The sequence below is a fragment of the Rhizobium aouanii genome (assembly GCF_037002925.1).
Lineage (GTDB): Bacteria > Pseudomonadota > Alphaproteobacteria > Rhizobiales > Rhizobiaceae > Rhizobium > Rhizobium aouanii.
In genome coordinates this window covers 59,450-77,500 of the sequence record NZ_JBAMYD010000002.1, presented here as the reverse complement: position 1 = coordinate 77,500, position 18,051 = coordinate 59,450, and the positions used below count along the sequence as shown (strand labels likewise).

The following is an 18,051-nucleotide window of genomic DNA, read 5'->3' as shown; positions in this document are numbered from 1 at the left end:
CTCCTCCATTTCCTTAAATTGTTATCGATATCATCTTGCCGTGTTCTGATGGCTTCGTACAGATAGCGATCTGCCGACCTTTGCGAAAATTCCCGAGGAATCTGGGTTTTTGGACGGTGGAATGGTGAATTCCTGCAATAATATCGATTGTGCGATGATAGCGATAACTTTATCCTGTCTTAGACTACCCAACTCGGAAGCTTGTTTGAAAGCGGAGACCAGTGAAAAACGAGGATGAGCCGAAAGACAAGCGTCTCAAGCCGGGAGAAGCTCAAAAGCTGACGATGGCGGAGGTCGCCAAATATGTCGGCGTATCTGCCATGACCGTTTCGCGTGCCTTTCGCCAGGATGCGAGCGTTTCCGAGGAGACCCGGAAGCGCATCATGGAGGCCGTCGACGCGCTCGGTTATGTGCTCGATCTGTCTGCCGGCAGTCTTTCGTCAAGGCGGAGCGGCTTCATCGCCGCCCTCGTGCCCTCGATCAACAATTCGAATTTTTCCGACACTGCGCGGGGCATGACCGATGCGCTGCAGAATACCGGCCTTCAGCTCCTTCTCGGCTATACGGACTATTCGGCGGAGAAAGAAGAAGAGCTGATCGAGGCGATGCTGCGCCGCCGCCCGGAAGGCATCATCCTGACCGGTGGCACGCACACGGCGCGCGCGCGGCGCATGCTCGTAAAAGCCGGCATTCCCGTTGTCGAGACCTGGGAGCTTCCGGAAAATCCGATCAATCAGGTCGTCGGCTTTTCCAACAGCGAGGCGATGGCCCTGCTGGTGCGGACGCTTGCCAGTCAGGGATATCGGAAGTTCGGCTATATCGGCGGAACGACGGCGCGCGATACGCGCGGCAGCCAGCGGCGAAGCGGTTTCCAGAGAACAGTCGAAGAACTGGGCCTCGGACCGGGACGGATGATTTCCTTCGGCGTGCCGCCCATCACCATGGAACAGGGCGGCCAGGCGATCGTCAGCCTGCTGGAGCGCTGGCCGGACACCGAAGTGGTTCTCTGCGTCTCCGATCTTTCCGCCTTCGGCGCCATCATGGAATGCACGCGCCGGGGAATGAAGGTTCCAAAAGATATCGCCATTGCCGGTTTCGGCGATTACGAGATCTCATCCATCTGTCATCCGCGCATCACCACCATCAATGTGGACTGTTACGGCATCGGTCGCCAGGCCGCCGCCCGCCTGCTGGATACCCTCCATACCGGCGAGGCGACCGGCGATGAGATCACATTGACGGGCTACAAAGTTGTCTTGCGCGAAAGCACGGACCGGAACGGCGCGCCGACCGTTTGAGACTAAAGCGCCGCGCGTCTTTTCGGATGCGCGGCGCTGTAACGTTTTGAATAGCTGGATAATTTTATCCTCAAATCGATTCCGATTTAGGAATTATACGGTCGGTCAAAAGGCGATCTGGACTTTCATGGACTTGCTGCGATCGCCCGCCAGCTCGAAGGCGGCGACGGCCTCTTCGATCCCAAACACACCCGTCAGCAGCGGCTTCAAATCGACGCGACGCGCGTTGATCAGCTCGACGGCGAGCGCAAATTCCTCGTGAAAACGGAATGTGCCACGCATCTCGATTTCCTTCGCAACGATCATGTTCTGCGGAATGGAAACATCGCCGCCAAGGCCGAGCTGCACGAGAACAGCGCGGGGCTTAAGCGTCTCCAAGCCGGCGCGCACCGCCCGCTCATTTCCCGACGCTTCGAACATGACATCGAAATATCCCTTTTCGGCACTGTAGGCCGCGAGGTCGGCAGCATTCGTCGCAACGTTGATCGTTCGATCGGCGCCGCTGGTGCGGGCGATGGCCAGAACGCTGTCCGTCACGTCGGTCGCGACGATCTCACGGGCGCCGAGGACGCGCGCCGCAACGATCGCCAACATCCCAATGGGGCCGCAACCGGTGACCAGCACCCGTTTGCCGAGCAGCGATCCGGCGCGGTTTGCCGCATGCAGCGTCACGGCAAAGGGTTCGGCGAAGGCGGCCTCATGGATTGAAATGCCATCCGTGACCTTGTGGCACTGCCAGCGCTCCGCCACCAGCCGCTGGCGAAAACCGCCCTGAATATGCGGCATTGGCATGGCGCTGCCGTAAAACCGCATGTTGAGGCAGTGGTTTTGCTGTCCTTTCAGGCAATATTGGCAATGGTTGCACGGCCGGCTCGGGGAAACCGCAACGCGGTCTCCGACGGCAAGGTCGGCGACTCCGGAGCCCAGCGCCTTGACCGTGCCGGCGATCTCATGGCCGAGGATCATCGGTTCGCGCAGGCGAACGGTGCCGAAACCGCCATGATTGTAATAATGCAGGTCTGAACCGCAGATGCCGCCGGCTTCGATGGCAATCTCCACCTGCCCGGCGCCTGCAATCTCCGGCTCGCGCTCTTCGATCCTGAGATCCTTGGCGGCATGAATGACGATGGCTTTCATATCGGGACCCTCACAAGACGGGAGTTGGAAGCGGGCTACCTGCAAAATGTGCAGCGAGATTGTCTCTGACCAGTTGGCCCATGGCCTTGCGGGTCTCGACAGTGCCAGAGCCGTGATGGGGCTGCAACACGACGTTTTGGAGGGTCAGGAAACGTGCATCGATCCGGGGTTCGTTCAGGAAGACATCAAGGCCCGCAGCCTGAATAGTGCGGTTTTGAAGGGCTGCGATCAGCGCCTCTTCGTCTACGGTCGTTCCGCGCGAGACATTGATCAAGATGCCGTTTGGCCCGAGTGCTTCAAGCACTTCAGCGTTGATGATCTTCATGGTCGCCTCCCCGCCGGGGACGATGACGATCAGAAAATCGGCCCAACCCGCAAGCGCGACCAGATCGGGCTCGTAGGCGTAAGCAACATCCTTGTGATTGTGGCGGGCGAAATAGGAGATGTCGCAGCCGAATGCGGCGGCCCTTCTGCCGATTGCCTTGCCGATCCGCCCCATGCCGGCGATCCCCACCTTCTTGCCCGAAACGCGCGTCACCAGCGGCATGGCGACACTGCCCCATTGCCCGGAACGGACGAAAACATCGGCCTGCGGGATCTGCCTTGCAGTGGCAAGCAGCAGTCCGATGGCGATATCGGCGACATCCTCGGTGAGCACGTCAGGGGTATTCGTCACGCGAATGCTGTTGGCGCGTGCATAGGATAGGTCGATGGCGTCGGTGCCGACGCCATAACAGGAGACGATTTCCAGATTCGGCAATTGCGCCATCAGCTCTGCAGACGCTCCGAGTTCGCCGCGAGTCGCTATGGCGCGGATATCCTTGCCGACCCTGGAGATCAGCTCCTGCCGGTCTGCCGCTTCCCACAGGCGATGGATGCGGTAGGTCGCCTCCAGATCCACCATGTCCCATTCCGGATAAGCTCCGGTCATCAAGATCTCTACCTCAGGCATGCCGTTTCCGTCCCGCATTTTGACAGTTGATTATGTTATCGATAACATATAATTCGAAAAGGGATGTCAAGTGAGTTTCACCGTGAGCGGCAGTTGAAGCTGTCGGCCGCGGCGAGACCGGAGGAGTGATTTGCATGAAGAACTTGTTTGATCTTACCGGACGGCGTGCCCTGATCACCGGCTCGAGCCAGGGGATCGGCTATGCCCTGGCCGAAGGCCTGGCGCAGCATGGCGCCGAGGTGATCATCAACGGCCGCACGCCCGAAAGCGTCAACCGTGCGGTCGACAGCCTCAAGGATCAAGGCCTGTCTGCCCATGCGGCGATCTTCGACGTGACCAGCAAGGACGCTGCCAAAGCGGGTATCGACGCAATCGAAGCCGATATCGGGCCGCTCGACATCCTGATCAACAATGCCGGCATGCAGTTTCGCACGCCGCTGGAAGATTTCCCGGCGGACAAATGGGAGCTGCTGCTGACCACCAATATTTCGAGCGTATTTTATGTCGGCCAGGCGGCGGCCAAAGCCATGATCGCCCGGGGGCAGGGCAAGATCATCAACATCGCCTCCGTGCAAAGCGAACTGGCGCGCCCCGGCATTGCTCCCTATACGGCGACCAAGGGCGCGGTGCGCAATCTGACCCGCGGCATGTGCGCCGACTGGGCCAAGTACGGCCTGCAGATCAATGCGATTGCGCCGGGCTATTTCAAGACGCCGCTCAATCAGGCGCTTGTCGACAATCCCGAGTTCTCGTCCTGGCTCGAGAAGCGAACGCCGGCCGGACGCTGGGGCAATGTCGAGGAACTGGTCGGCGCCGCCGTTTTCCTGTCGGGCCGGGGCTCGTCCTTCATCAACGGGCACACGCTTTATGTCGACGGCGGCATCACGACCTGCCTCTGATAGAGACGAGACCATGGATTTCGAGAAAAAGGCGCCACCTCTGCCCGTCGTCGTCATGGGCGTCAGTGGTTGCGGTAAATCTTCGGTTGGAGAGCATCTCGCCGCTCGAAACGGCGTGCCGTTTCTGGAGGGCGACCAGCTCCACCCGGCTCAAAACGTCGAGAAGATGGCGCAGGGCATACCGTTGACCGACGACGACCGCCTGCCGTGGCTCGACCGGATCGGCGAGGAAATAAGGACCGCGCAAAAAGTATCGCAAGGGCTGGTGATTTCCTGTTCGGCGCTGAAGAGAAGCTATCGGGACAGGTTGAGTCAAGCGGCGGACGGGCATCTCGCCTTTGTTTTCCTAGAAGGATCCCGCGACCTGTTGCTGTCGCGGATGCAGGCCCGTCAGGGCCATTTCATGCCCGCGACTTTGCTCGACAGCCAGTTGCAGGCGCTGGAGCCGCCGATCGGTGAAGCTAATGTCGTGACGGTGGCGATCGATAATGCGTTGGATGATATCGTGGCACTGGCTTGCAAGGGACTGAGCGGCATGGCCGTCAAGGGAGGAGATTATCATGCAGGATGACTACAGAGCAGATGTTGCCGTCATCGGTGCCGGGATCATGGGAACGGCGATCGTCACCCGATTGATCGAAACCGGGCATAAGGTATCGGTCTTCGACCTGGATACCGAAAAAGTTGCGGCTTTGCAGGCTAAGGGCGCGCGCGCGGCCGGCTCCGTGGAGGAAGCGGTCTCATGGTCGGCGTTTTGCGTGCTCAGCCTCAATCACGCAAACATCGTCCGCGCTGTCGTCTTCGGCGAAAAGGGCGTTGCGGCGGCGGCGAATGCCGACAAGGTGCTGATCGATATGTCCTCGATCGACCCGGCCGACACGGCCGACATGGCGACGCGGCTGCGTCGGGAAACCGGCATGGCATGGGTGGATTGCCCGCTTTCCGGCGGCGTGCCAGGTGCGCTGAGCGGACGCCTGACGATTATGGCCGGAGGCAGTGCTGAGGATTTCGAACGGGCACGCGTGGTGATGCGGCATCTTGCCGCCAATTACACGCTGATGGGTGTATCCGGCGCCGGGCAGACGACGAAGCTGATCAATCAATTGTTTTGCGCCGTGCTGTTTCAGGCCGTCGCGGAGGCGGTCAAGCTCGCTGAAGCTGGCGGCGTCGATCCGGCCGCCATTCCGGCCGCCCTTGCCGGCGGCAGGGCGGACAGCCGCATATTGCAGGAATTCATGGAGAAATTCGCCGCTCGGGATTTCTCGCCGACAGGCAGAATCGACAACATGTTGAAGGACCTGGATTCGCTTCAAGCCTTTGCGCTGAAGACGAAGACGCCATTGCCGATGACTGGCTCGGTGGTCGAGATTCACCGCCTGCTCTGCGCTGCCGGGCTTGGGCCAAAAGACTCGGCCGAGATGATGCGCCTTCTCGATGGGTTTCAGGCCGATTGACGTCAATCTCTCCGAGAAATTCGAGATCGTCATCTTTCCGCTTGACCATCCATAAATGTTATCGATAACATACATCCATGAAAACCGCAGCTTTGGGAGGAGCCACAGTGGAAGCCAAGAGACTGCTGGAATTCCAGTCGATCACCAAGAGCTTCGGCGGCACGCAGGCGCTACGCGACGTCTCGATCGACCTGCGCGAAGGAGAAATCCTCGCGCTGCTGGGAGAAAACGGCGCCGGCAAATCGACGCTCATCAAGACGCTTGCGGGCATCTACAAGCCCGATAGCGGCGACATCCTGTTTCGCGGCCAGAGCTACCACCATCGCCCCCCGAAGCCGAACGAGCGGCAGCCGGTTGCCTTCATCCACCAGGATCTGGGTTTGATCGAGTGGATGACGGTCGGCGAGAACATGGGCCTGTCGCAGGGCTTCTCGATGCGTCGCGGCCTGATCGATTGGAACAGGACACAGGCACGCGCCAAAGAAGCCTTGAAACTGGTCGGTTGTGATTTTGACCCCACCACTCGGGTCTCGGCGCTGTCGCGCACTGAAAAGTCGCTTGTCGCCATTGCCCGTGCGCTTGCCGTCGAAGCCGACGTGCTGGTGCTCGACGAGCCGACGGCGAGCCTGCCCGCCGATGAAGTCGATCGGCTGTTCAACGCGATCCGCCCCTTAAAGGATCGCGGCGTCGGGATGATTTACGTCTCCCACAGGCTGGACGAGATTTTCCGGATTGCCGATCGGGTGGCCGTTCTGCGCGACGGATGCATGGTGGGGCAGAAGCCCGTCAGCGAGACCAGCCCCGACGAGCTGGTAACGATGATCATCGGCCGCAGCGGTGACAGCCTCTTTTCCAAGACCGCGATCACGCCCGGCAAGGCGATCGTCAAGGTTCGCGATCTCGTTTGCGCCGGCACAGGCCCGATATCCTTCGATATCCGCGAGGGCGAGCTTCTGGGACTGGCTGGATTGCGCGGCGCCGGTCAGGAGCGGATTGGTCGCGCCCTGTTCGGTTGCGAGCCCTTCAACGGCTCGGTTCTGCTGCATGACGAGGCCCCCGACCTTTCCAGCCCGCGGCGGGCCATGGCCTCGGGCATCGGCTTGATCGCCCGTGACCGGACGGAGGAATCCGTGGCGCTCTCACTTTCCATTCGGGAAAATACCTACCTCAATCCGGGAGCCGTCGGACGTGGACTTTTGTCCTTCCTGTCGCCGCGCGGCGAAGCCGATCTTGCCCATAAGATCGGCCATTCCGTCGGCCTGCGGCCAAACGACCCGGATCTGCCGGTGGAGGCCCTGTCGGGTGGCAACCAGCAGAAAGTGGTCGTCGGCCGCTGGCTGGCGACCGGCCGCAAGCTGCTGGTCGCAGAAGATCCGACCGCCGGCGTCGATATCGGGGCGCGTGCGGAGATCTACCGTCTGATCACCCAGGCGCTCGAGGCCGGTCTCGCGGTTGTCGTGGTGTCGACGGACTTCGAGGAAATCGCCCATATCTGCCACCGCGCGCTGGTCTTCTCGCGCGGGAAAATCGTCAGCGAACTGACTGGAAGCGCTCTGACGACGGAGGCGGTCATCACGGCCGCATCCGCATCGGAAGCCGCTTGAGCCATCGGGAGAACAGCCATGCAATCCATTGAATCCACGGCGCTGGAGCCGACCAAGAGCGAAATGGCCGGCCTGTCCACAGGACAGAAGATCGGACGTCTGATCCCGGTTTATGGGCTGGTGATCCTGACCGTCGGCCTGATCGTGATCTTCTCGATCCTTCTGCCCAATACGTTCCCGACCGTGTTGAACGTCCGCTCGATCGTGTCCGACAAGGCCATCATTGCGCTTCTGTCGCTGGCTGCGATGATCCCGATGGCATCGGGTCGCATCGATCTGACCGTCGGTTATGGCATCGTGCTCTGGCACATTCTCGCCATCAGCCTGCAGACGGCCTACGGCCTGCCCTGGCCGGTCGCAGTCGTCATCGTGCTCGCGCTCGGCATCTTCACCGGCTTCATCAACGGCCTGCTGGTCGAGGTTGCGAAAATCGACAGCTTCATCGCGACGCTCGGCACCGGAACGGTCCTATACGCGCTTGCGCTTTGGCACACCGGCGGCCGGCAGGTGGTCGGCGTCCTGCCTGATGGTTTCTATGCGCTGAACGGCACCATGCTGTTCGGCCTGCCGATCACCGGCTTCTACGTGCTCCTGATCGCCATCTGCATGTGGATCGTGCTCGAATACCTGCCGATCGGCCGTTACCTCTACGCCATCGGCGCCAATCCGAAGGCGGCCGCACTCAATGGTATTCCCGTCCGCAAATTCGTGATCGGCGCATTCGTCACCTCGGGGCTGCTTGCGGCTCTGACCGGGGTCCTTCTCGCCTCGAAACTGCGCATCGGCCAGGCGAGCGTCGGCCTCGAATATCTCCTGCCGGCGCTTGTCGGCGCATTCCTCGGATCGACGACGATCAAGCCCGGACGGGTGAACGTCTGGGGCACCTTGATCGGCGTCATCATCCTGGCGGTCGGAATATCAGGAATTCAGCAATTCGGCGGGTCGTTCTTCGTCGAACCGCTGTTCAACGGCGTGACGCTGCTGATTGCCATCGGCATAGCAGGCTACGCCCAGCGCAAGCGCGGAGCTGTGAGGAGGATCACACCCGCATCCAAATGAGGATGCCGGCTCATCCCGGCATTTCACAACAAACAAAATGGAGGAGTGAACATGAAGCGCAGGACGTTATTGCAGGCAACGGTCGCAACCGTCGCCGTTATGCTCAGCATGCCGGCATTGGCCGATTCGATGGCCGACGCCAAGGCCATAGTCGAAAAGTATGCTTCCAAGGTGAGCGCCTGGGATGGCCCGACGAGCGGCCCCAAGGGCGCTGCCGGAAAGAACATCGTCATTCTTGCCGGTGATATGAAAAACGGCGGCATCCTCGGCGTGGTCAATGGTGTTCAGGAAGCGGCAGGCGCGCTCGGCTGGACGGTGAAGGCACTTGACGGCGCCGGTTCGATCGGCGGCCGCACCGCGGCGTTCGGCCAGGCCATGGCGCTGAAGCCGGATGGCATCATCATCAACGGCTTTGACGCGGTCGAGCAGAAGCCGGCGATGGAAGCGGCCAAGGCTGCCGGCATTCCGATGGTTTCCTGGCACGCTGCCTCGGCGGTCGGTCCGGTTCCCGAAGTCGGCGTCTTCGCAAACGTGACCACCGATGCGATGGAAGTGTCGAAGTCCGCGGCGGATTGGGCCTTTGCCGATGCCGCCGGTAAGCCGGGCGTCATCATCTTCACCGACTCCACCTATGCGATCGCGATCGCCAAGGCCGATCGCATGAAGAAGGAGATCGAGGATCTCGGCGGTACGGTGCTCGAATATGTCGACACGCCGATCGCCGAAACCTCTCAGCGCATGCCGCAGCTGACCACATCACTTCTGCAGAAGCATGGCGCGAAGTGGACGCATTCGCTGGCGATCAACGACCTCTACTACGACTTCATGGGACCTTCGCTTGCTTCGGCCGGCATTGCAGGTGATGGAAAACCGGTGAACGTCGCAGCCGGCGACGGTTCGGAGAGCGCCTATCAGCGCATTCGCGCCAAGCAGTTCCAGGCCGTCACGGTCGCCGAGCCGCTCAACCTTCAGGGCTGGCAGCTCGTCGACGAATTGAACCGCGCCTTTGCGGGCGCTCCTTGGTCGGGCTATGTGTCGCCGCTCCACGTGGTGACCAGCCAGAACGTCGAGTTTGACGGTGGGCCGAAGAACAGCTTCGATCCCGACAACGGCTATCGCGATCAATACAAGAAAATCTGGGGCAAATAACCCTCTCAGTCAGGGCGTATCGACCGATATGCCCTGACCTCCTGACAGCATACCAACATCGATCCAGCTCCGGCGAGTTTTGGAAAAGAGAACCTATGATCATTCGTTATGCTTTGTTTGAAGGCGAAATCCATCCCGGTAGAGAAGCGGAATTCCGCCAATTCGTGCGGCAACGGCTCGTCCCTCTCTGGACGAAATTTCCGGGCGCCGAGGAAATCCGGGTGCTGGACGGGATGGAGCGCGATGAAGGCGCCCCTGTTTATGCCATGGCGCTTGCCATTCGTTATCCCGATATGGACGCGGTAAACGCGGCACTTCTCTCCGACGTGCGGTCGCAGAGCCGCGAGGTCACCGGCGAACTTCTGCAGCTCTTTACCGGCAAGGTGCATCATCACGTATTCGCGGCCAACGAATATGCACCGCATATTGCCTGAGATCAGGTGATTCCGACGTCCGTGACGGCTTGGGCGACTGCTCCGGTCCGCTGCCCGGCTTAAACAAAAGTAAGGGTTTGAACAAAGACCCGGAAAGCGCCGCGGACGAGCGTCCCAGGCGCTTTTTCACGTCTGGTGCGCCGAGCATCCTCGGACGCGACGGATGCGATGGTTTCGTTTGCCCGACTTTTGAGGACAATTTTCCCTCAGTGCCACTTTCATTAAACTAAATAGTCTATCGATTTAGTAGATTATGTTCCATCTTACCGTGCATCGCTCCTGCAAACAACAATCCGAAACGGGAAGATCGACGATGACATTGGCAAAGACATTCAAAATCGCGTTGTTCAGTCTGCTTGGTCTCAGCGCCATTCACGGTCCGGCTGCAGCTCAGGCAGAGGCTCCGCTCCTTCCCAAGGTGCCGCCGGGCACGGTGCTGACGATCGGCGATCCGGTCACCCAGAAAGCTCTTGAGGTGTCCGGCCTCGGCAAGGAGCTCAGTTTCGAGGTCAAATGGGCCAATATCAGCGGCGGGCCGCAGACGTCGGAAGCTTTCCGCGCCCATGCACTCGACGTCGGATCGGTGGCCGAGATACCCTCCATCTTCGCCAACTGGAACAATCTGCCCGTCCGCAACATCGCCTATCGCGAACGCCGTGACCCGATCGCCAATCCCATCTACCGCTTCGGCATCGCGCCAGGCGCGGCCGTCAAGACGCTCGCGGACTTCCGCGGCAAGCGCATCGCCTTCAGCCCGGGTCAGGCACAGGGCACGCTCGTTCTGCGTGCCCTCCATGCCGCAGGGTTGAAGAGCGGCGACGTCACTCTGGTGGAGCTGCCGAGCACCAGTGACGTCTACCCGAAGGCATTGGCGAGCAAGCAGGTCGACATCGCGCCGCTCGGCGGCGTCTACATCAGGCGCTATATCACCCAATACGGGCCTGATGGCGCGACCCTCGTGGAACATGGCCTGCGCGACGATCCGAGCCATCTTTACGCGCCGCAATGGGTTCTGGACGATCCCGCCAAGGCGGCAGCTCTCGCCGAATATGTCGGCCTGTGGGCACGCGCCACTGAATGGGTGAACCGGAACCCGGACCTCTGGATCAAGGAATATTACGTCGGTCAGCAGGGGTTGAGCCAGGAGGACGGGGAATATCTCGTCAAACTGACCGGCGAACAGGTCGTTCCCAGCGATTGGAGCGAAGTGAAGAAGCGCCACCAGGAAACCATCGACCTGCTGGCAGACGAGCTCGGCTACAAGCCGCTCAATGTGGAGCAGATTTTCGACAATCGCTTCGAGAAGCTCGGCGCCGCGGCTTTGGCCAAGAGCCAGTAACGCTCGACACCCCTTCGGAGAGGAGATTTGAAGCATGGCAACCACTTGGGATGCAGATGAGGCGAAACTGTCGCGGTCGTCCGGCGGTAGAATTGCGCATGCAGGTTCACGCGCGACAAGGCCGGTTGGCCCGGCTAGCTTTGCTGCTGGCTTGGCCGGCCCCCGCGCCCGGCGCAGGCTGGGTCCCGGACCCGCGATCCCTTTCGGGTTGCAGATCGGGCCGGTATTGCTCGTCTTGACCTGGGTCGTCGGCTCGGCGCTCGGCTGGATCGACCCGCGGATCCTGTCGGCGCCGTGGACGGTGGTCGAGGCTTTCGTAAGGCTCATAGAGCAGGGTCGCCTGCAGGACAATTTCGTGACGTCGGCGACGCGCGCCCTGCTCGGCCTTGGTATCGGATTGCTGACCGGCACGATCCTGGCGGTGATCGCCGGTCTTTCCCGGATCGGCGAAGCCCTGATCGACGGGCCGGTGCAGATCAAGCGCGCGATACCGACGCTGGCCCTGATCCCCTTGCTGATCCTGTGGTTCGGCATCGGCGAGAGCATGAAGGTTACGACCATCGCGCTGGCCGTGATCGTGCCGATTTACATCCACACCCACAATGCGCTCCGCAGCATCGACAGCCGCTATGTCGAACTGGCCGAGACGCTGCGCATGAGCCAGAAGGACTTCATCCTTCAGGTGGTGCTGCCGGGTGCTTTGCCGGGTTTCCTTCTGGGTCTGCGGTTTGCCGTCACCCTCTGCTGGGTTTCTCTCGTCGTGGTCGAGCAGATCAATGCCACCAGCGGGCTCGGTTACATGATCGATCTTGCCCGAAATTATGGGCAGACCGACGTCATTCTCGTCGGCCTGGTGGTCTATGTGCTGCTCGGTCTCGTCTCGGACGGTCTCGTCCGCCTGCTTGAACGGAGGGCCCTCTCATGGCGCCGCACCCTGGCAAACTGAAGCCCGCAACGAAGGCCGTCCACGTGCGAGACCTCGCACGGCGGTTTGCGACGAAGACGATCCTCGACGGCGTCGATCTCGATATCGAGGAAGGCGAGTTCGTCGCCCTGCTCGGCCGCAGCGGCTCCGGCAAAAGCACGCTCCTCAGGGCTCTTGCCGGTCTCGATCACGGTGTCGAGGGAACCGGCACCCTCGAGACACCGGAGAGCCTTTCGGTGGTTTTCCAGGACGCCCGCCTGCTGCCGTGGCGCACTGTCATCCAGAACGTCACGCTCGGCTTGACCGGCGCCTCCGGCCAGGAAGCCGGATGGAAGGCTTTGGCGGAGGTAGGACTTGCAGGCCGGGAAACGGCGTGGCCGAACCAGCTTTCGGGTGGCGAGCAGCAGAGGGTCGCGCTTGCCCGTTCGCTGGTGCGCGAACCGGCCTTGCTTCTCGCCGATGAGCCGTTCGGCGCGCTTGATGCGCTGACCCGGCTGAAAATGCACGATCTGCTGCGGGAGTTGTGCGCAAGACACCGTCCTGCCGTGCTGCTCGTCACCCACGATGTCGACGAGGCGATTTCGCTGGCCGACCGCATACTGGTCCTCGACGAGGGCCGCCTCATCGAGGATCTCAAGATCGATCTGCCGGCGCCGCGCGATCACGGCGATCCGCGCTTTGCGCAATTCCGGATCCATCTTCTCAGCCGGCTCGGAGTCGAGCTTCCGGGCCGCAAGGCCGCCTGACGTCAGCAACAGTTGAATTTGATCTGGAGATAAGCCAATGAGCACATCGAAACGACAAATGCGGCTTGGCGCATTCATCATGGCGACCGGCCATCATATCGCCGCCTGGCGCCATCCGGAGGCGCAGGCCGATGCCGGCCTCAATATCGATCACTACCGCGAGCTCGCGCAGACCGCCGAACGTGGCAAATTCGATCTCGTCTTCGTCGCCGACAGTCCGGCTGGATGGGACCGCGCCAAGGACCCGGAAGCGCTTCGCCGTACCGCCCAGGGCGCGCATTTCGAGCCGCTGACCCTCTGGGCCGCCCTCTCCCAGGTGACCAAACATATCGGCTTCGTCGCCACGGCATCGACGACCTATGAGGACCCCTACCTTCTCGCCCGCAGGTTCGCGTCGCTCGACTATATCTCCAAGGGCCGTGCGGCATGGAACGTCGTCACGACGGGCGCGGATGTTTCGAAGAATTTTTCAATCGCAGGCCATCCCGCCCATGCAGATCGTTATGAACGGGCCGAGGAATTCGTCGACCTGGTGAAAGGATTGTGGGATTCTTACGAGGACGACGCCTTCATCCGTGACAAGGAGAGCGGGGTCTATCTCGATCCCGACAAGGTGCATCTCGTCGATCACAAGGGCAAGTTCTTCTCGGTGGCCGGTCCGCTCAACGTCGGCCGTCCGGTTCAGGGCTATCCTGTCATCGTGCAGGCCGGTGCATCGGAACCGGGGCGCGAACTTGCTGCCCGCACGGCCGAGATGATCTTTACCGCCAACCAGACTTTCGAGGATGCGCAGGAATTCTATTCCGACGTCAAAGGGCGGCTCGCCCGCTACGGACGCTGGCCGGACGAACTGCTGATCAGTCCCGGCATATTCCCGGTTCTCGGCGGGACGGAAGCGGAAGCCCAGGCGAATTACGACCATATCCAATCGCTGGTTCATCCCTCGATCGCCTGGAATATCCTTGCCCGCCATTACAAGGACATCGACCTTTCCGGCTACTCGCTGGATGATCCCGCCCCTCCCCTGCCTGACAATACCGAACTCAACAAGAGCCGCCTCAAGCTGGTTTCCGACCTGGTATCGCGCAACAATCTGACGCTGCGCCAGTTCTATCTGGCGGTGGCCACCGCCCGCGGCCACCGGACGGTGGTCGGAACACCCGAGCAGATCGCCGATGCGATGCAGAGCTGGTTCGAGAACGGTGCTGCCGACGCCTTCAACATCATGCCGCCGATCCTGCCCACCGCCTTGACCGATTTCGTCGATCAGGTCGTCCCGATCCTGCGCAAGCGCGGCCTGTTCCGGAACGAATACGAGGGGACGACGCTACGGGAGAACCTTGGCCTCCAACGCCCGCCGAATGGCTTTGTGGTTCAGGCGGGACAGCAGCAGGTGCAGGCGGCCGTATGATCTCTTGAGGTGGCTTCCCTCCCCCTGGTTTTGTTCCAATCACATAGGGAACCGCAGCATCGCATGAGCAAGAATTCCGAATTTCTCTGCTATATTCCGAACGACGTCAAAGCCGGCCATCGCGGCGATTCCGCCGTCGAGAACCATAACAGTCTGGATACGCTGACCAGCCACGCAAGGGCGCTGGAGGCGCATGGCTGGAAGGGCGCGCTCATCGGCACCGGTTGGGGCCGCCCCGACACGTTTACCGTCGCGGCCTCGCTCGCTGCCCGGACCACCACCTTCGAGCCGCTCATTGCGATCCGTCCGGGCTATTGGCGCCCGGCGAACTTCGCTTCCGCGGCGGCCACGCTGGACCATCTGACGGACGGCCGCGTGCGGATCAACATCGTATCGGGTAAGGACAACCTGCCCGCCTACGGCGACAGCGAGGGCGATCAGGCACACCGCTATGCCAGGACCAAGGAGTTCATGCGGCTGGTCCGAAGATTATGGACCGAAGAAAACGTCACGTCCGCGGGCGAGAACTTCCGGGTTGCTGAATCCACCGTGGTGCCGCGCATCCAGGTCCGCGGCGACCGTCGGCACCCCAAATTCTATTTTGGCGGCGCCTCGGAGGCGGCCGAGCGGGTGGCCGCGACCGAGGCCGATGTCCAGCTCTTCTGGGGCGAGCCGCTCGAGGGTGTCCGCGAACGGATCGCGCGGCTCAAGGCGTTGAGCCGGGAACTGGACCGCGACCTCCCGCCGCTGGAGTTCGGCCTGCGGATCACGACGCTGGTCCGCGACACCACGGAACGGGCCTGGACCGACGCCGAGGCGAAGGTCGCCGAGATGGCCAGAAACAAAGGTACCGGCTGGCATGATCACCAGCGGGCGCTCGCCGTCGGCCAGCAGCGGTTGCTCGATCTGCATGAGCGCGGCGACGTCCTCGACGACAACCTCTATACCGCGCCGGGCAAGTTCGGCGGCGGCGGAGCCGGCACCACCTGGCTGGTCGGGTCGGCGGAAGACGTCGCCCGCTCGCTGCGCAAATATCAGGATCTCGGCATCACCCACTTCGTGCTGTCCGACACACCTTATCTCTCCGAAATCAAGCGGCAGGGCGATCAGCTTCTTCCGCTGCTGCGCGGCTGAAGCCGGAGCAGCGGCGCTCCGGTGCCGCAGCTGCAATTCATGCCGATTGCCGAGACCGTTCAGAGCGTCGCGCAGTTCGTGGGCAAGCCGCAAAACCTTGCTATGCGGGGGAGGTTGGTGATTTCGCAACCATCGGGAGAGCGCTCGTCGAATTGTCCATCCGAAAAGCGCAAAAGCTATCCAAATAGAGCGCTAAAGCCATGCTCCGTCGGCTCGTTTACACTCTCTAAAATATATTACTCTAATTTTTTAGATATCGGGGCGACGTTCTTGAGGACCGTCACCTCCGCCATGATGGCGGGCCAGGCACCCGAATTTCGCATGAAATCGGCTTTTATTGCTTTGACGGATGTCCCGTATCTCTAGCGCGATTCCGGGCACAGGGGTGCCCGTCGGATGCACTCGGAGACACACCGAGGCTTTGCATTCGAACGAGATATGACAAGCAATCCTTGCTGCCGAGACATCCTTCCAACAGAGCTCACCACGGGGGAGAGGCATATGAAGAATATCATGAGTTTCGGGGTTGTGGCGCGCTTAGCGCTTGGCTTCGGCGTTCTCCTCTTGCTGATGGTCGGCTTGACCATCTATTCGACGGAAGAAGTTGCGCAGATCAACGATAAACTTGGAGCCATCAACGACGTCAACAGCGTGAAGCAGCGGTTTGCCATCAACTACCGCGGCAGCGTGCACGATCGGGCGATTGCCATCCGCGACGTCACTCTGGTGACGTCTCCCGATGAACGGAAGACGGCCGAGGCATTGATCGAGAAGCTGGCGGCCTCCTACGCCGAGAATGAAAAGCGCATGGCGGATATGGTTGCATCTCCGGCCGGTGCGACGGAACAGGAAAAGACCATTCTCAGCGAGATTGCAGACATCCAGGCGAAGACCAATCCTCTGGTCGCCCAGATCATTGCGCTGCAGGAGAAGGGCGACGGCGAGGCCGCCCGCAAGGTTCTGCTCGAACAGGCTCGGCCGGCCTTCGTTGCCTGGCTCGGCGCCATCAACAAATTCATCGACTATCAGGAAGCGCTGAACAAATCGATTGGCGGCGAGGTTCGCAGCATGGCAAGCGGCTTCAAGCCATTCGCCCTGACCGCGCTTGGCATTGCGGCTGTTCTTTCGCTCGTTGCCGCCGCCGTGACTGCACGCACGATCGTCGGCCCGCTGGCGAGACTTCAGCTTTCGCTGAAAGCCATGGCCGACGGTAATCTTGATGGCGATCGCCGCCTCGAAGCGCGCGGCGATGAGATCGGCAAGCTCGCACGGGCGGTGGCCGGGCTGCGCGACGCAATTTCGGCAAAGGCTGAACGGGAGGCCGACGCCGAGGCGAAGCGAGCCGTGTCGGAGCGGCATCGGCTTGAGCAGGATGCCGATGAACGCCGCACCCTTGCCGAGCAGACGGACAAGGCTGTCGGCCAGCTTGGCGATGCGCTGCAGGCGCTGGCGGACGGCGACCTTACCCAGCAGATCGGCACTCCGTTCATTCCGTCTCTGGAAAAACTGAGAGCCGACTTCAATTCTGCTGTCGAAAAGCTCCGTGCTGCCATGCAGAAGGTCGCTCAGAACGCCAGCGCCATCGCCGCCGGCGCACAGGAGATCCGCTCCGCTTCGGACGATCTCGCCAAGCGGACCGAACAGCAGGCAGCCTCGGTCGAGGAAACCGCCGCTGCCCTGGAAGAGATTACGACCACCGTTGCCGACTCGAGCAACAAGGCTCAGGAAGCCGGCCAGCTCGTTCGCAAGACGAAGGATAGCGCGGAGCGCTCGGGCAGCGTCGTTCGGGATGCGGTCGATGCCATGGGCAAGATCGAATCCTCCGCCACCGAAATCGGCAGCATCATCGGCGTCATCGATGAAATCGCGTTCCAGACCAATCTGCTGGCGCTCAATGCCGGCGTCGAAGCCGCCCGTGCCGGTGACGCAGGCAAGGGCTTCGCTGTCGTCGCTCAGGAAGTGCGCGAACTGGCGCAACGCTCCGCCAAGGCGGCAAAAGAAATCAAGGAACTCATCAACGCTTCGAACGGCCACGTCAAAAGCGGTGTGGCCCTGGTTGGCGAGACCGGAAAGGCGCTGAAGGAGATTGCCGAGCAGGTGCAGCAGGTCGATGGCAATGTGGGGGCCATCGTCGGCGCTTCGAAAGAGCAGGCGACGGGGCTGAAGGAGATCAATACCGCTGTCAACAGGATGGATCAGGGGACGCAGCAGAACGCCGCCATGGTGGAAGAAGCCACAGCGGCCGCCCACAACCTCGCCAAGGAAGCGGACGCGCTGTTCCAGCTTCTCGGCCAATTCAACATTGGCGGAGTGGTGGCACCGAAGCGCGCATCGCAGCCCGCTGCCGCGGCGCCCCATGCTCAACCGGCGCCCTCGCCTGCGCGTCAGATGATTGCCAAGGTGGGCAAGTCGTTCCAGACGAACGGGAATGCGGCATTGGCCGGCGACTGGGAAGAGTTTTAAGTCGCTCTGATCTCTTTCCAGCTGACACTGGAAAGCAAAGCCGTATG

16 protein-coding genes are annotated in these 18,051 nt (G+C 61.3%); 14 read left to right on the top strand and 2 right to left on the bottom strand.

All coding sequences use genetic code 11. The annotated features are described in order from the left end of the window. Positions 1-221: 221 nt before the first annotated feature. Positions 222-1,298: a LacI family DNA-binding transcriptional regulator gene (locus tag V8P77_RS03800; RefSeq protein ID WP_335910794.1), complete on the top strand. Its 1,077-nt coding sequence runs from the start codon at positions 222-224 to the stop codon at positions 1,296-1,298. Positions 1,299-1,403: 105 nt separating this feature from the next. Here V8P77_RS03800 and V8P77_RS03795 read toward each other — a convergent pair whose 3' ends face one another. Both V8P77_RS03795 and V8P77_RS03790 read right to left on the bottom strand, forming a co-directional pair. Beyond that, positions 1,404-2,435, bottom strand: a complete 1,032-nt coding sequence (locus tag V8P77_RS03795; RefSeq protein ID WP_335910793.1) for an L-idonate 5-dehydrogenase — start codon at positions 2,433-2,435, stop codon at positions 1,404-1,406. Between the two features lie 10 nt (positions 2,436-2,445). Next, positions 2,446-3,387 (bottom strand): 2-hydroxyacid dehydrogenase, encoded by a 942-nt coding sequence (locus V8P77_RS03790; protein WP_335910792.1) that lies wholly within the window; start codon positions 3,385-3,387, stop codon positions 2,446-2,448. 134 nt (positions 3,388-3,521) lie between these two features. Here V8P77_RS03790 and V8P77_RS03785 point away from each other — a divergent pair, with 134 nt between their 5' ends. The 13 genes from V8P77_RS03785 to V8P77_RS03725 all read left to right on the top strand — a co-directional run bounded on the left by V8P77_RS03785 (position 3,522) and on the right by V8P77_RS03725 (position 18,004). Beyond that, on the top strand, positions 3,522-4,286 hold the full coding sequence (locus tag V8P77_RS03785) for an SDR family oxidoreductase (protein WP_335910791.1): 765 nt from the start codon (positions 3,522-3,524) through the stop codon (positions 4,284-4,286). A gap of 13 nt (positions 4,287-4,299) precedes the next feature. Beyond that, positions 4,300-4,857 carry a gluconokinase gene (locus tag V8P77_RS03780; protein ID WP_168341280.1) on the top strand — a complete coding sequence of 186 codons (558 nt, stop codon included), beginning with the start codon at positions 4,300-4,302 and terminating at the stop codon, positions 4,855-4,857. Continuing rightward, entirely contained in the window at positions 4,847-5,740 is an 894-nt protein-coding gene (locus V8P77_RS03775) for an NAD(P)-dependent oxidoreductase (RefSeq protein ID WP_335910790.1), read from the top strand. Before V8P77_RS03780 ends, V8P77_RS03775 begins: the two co-directional genes overlap by 11 nt. 107 nt (positions 5,741-5,847) lie before the next feature. Beyond that, positions 5,848-7,344, top strand: coding sequence for a sugar ABC transporter ATP-binding protein (locus V8P77_RS03770; RefSeq protein WP_335910789.1), 1,497 nt, complete (start codon positions 5,848-5,850; stop codon positions 7,342-7,344). 18 nt (positions 7,345-7,362) lie between these two features. After that, positions 7,363-8,403, top strand: coding sequence for an ABC transporter permease (locus V8P77_RS03765; RefSeq protein ID WP_335910788.1), 1,041 nt, complete (start codon positions 7,363-7,365; stop codon positions 8,401-8,403). A gap of 51 nt (positions 8,404-8,454) precedes the next feature. Next, positions 8,455-9,552 (top strand): ABC transporter substrate-binding protein, encoded by a 1,098-nt coding sequence (locus tag V8P77_RS03760; RefSeq protein ID WP_335910787.1) that lies wholly within the window; start codon positions 8,455-8,457, stop codon positions 9,550-9,552. 95 nt (positions 9,553-9,647) lie between these two features. Then, positions 9,648-9,986, top strand: a complete 339-nt coding sequence (locus tag V8P77_RS03755; protein WP_335910786.1) for a hypothetical protein — start codon at positions 9,648-9,650, stop codon at positions 9,984-9,986. A gap of 313 nt (positions 9,987-10,299) precedes the next feature. Then, positions 10,300-11,325, top strand: coding sequence for an ABC transporter substrate-binding protein (locus tag V8P77_RS03750; protein ID WP_029873592.1), 1,026 nt, complete (start codon positions 10,300-10,302; stop codon positions 11,323-11,325). Between the two features lie 34 nt (positions 11,326-11,359). Next, on the top strand, positions 11,360-12,271 hold the full coding sequence (locus tag V8P77_RS03745) for an ABC transporter permease (RefSeq protein ID WP_335910784.1): 912 nt from the start codon (positions 11,360-11,362) through the stop codon (positions 12,269-12,271). Further along, a complete protein-coding gene (locus V8P77_RS03740; protein ID WP_335910783.1) occupies positions 12,247-12,996 on the top strand; it encodes an ABC transporter ATP-binding protein in 750 nt (249 codons plus the stop codon). The genes V8P77_RS03745 and V8P77_RS03740 overlap by 25 nt, the downstream gene beginning before the upstream one ends. A gap of 37 nt (positions 12,997-13,033) precedes the next feature. Continuing rightward, positions 13,034-14,407 (top strand): LLM class flavin-dependent oxidoreductase, encoded by a 1,374-nt coding sequence (locus tag V8P77_RS03735; protein WP_335910782.1) that lies wholly within the window; start codon positions 13,034-13,036, stop codon positions 14,405-14,407. A gap of 63 nt (positions 14,408-14,470) precedes the next feature. Then, entirely contained in the window at positions 14,471-15,541 is a 1,071-nt protein-coding gene (locus V8P77_RS03730) for an LLM class flavin-dependent oxidoreductase (RefSeq protein WP_335910781.1), read from the top strand. Between the two features lie 501 nt (positions 15,542-16,042). Next, the gene (locus V8P77_RS03725; RefSeq protein ID WP_335910780.1) at positions 16,043-18,004 is read left to right on the top strand and encodes a methyl-accepting chemotaxis protein; all 1,962 of its coding nucleotides are present in this window, start codon (positions 16,043-16,045) and stop codon (positions 18,002-18,004) included. Positions 18,005-18,051: the final 47 nt, after the last annotated feature.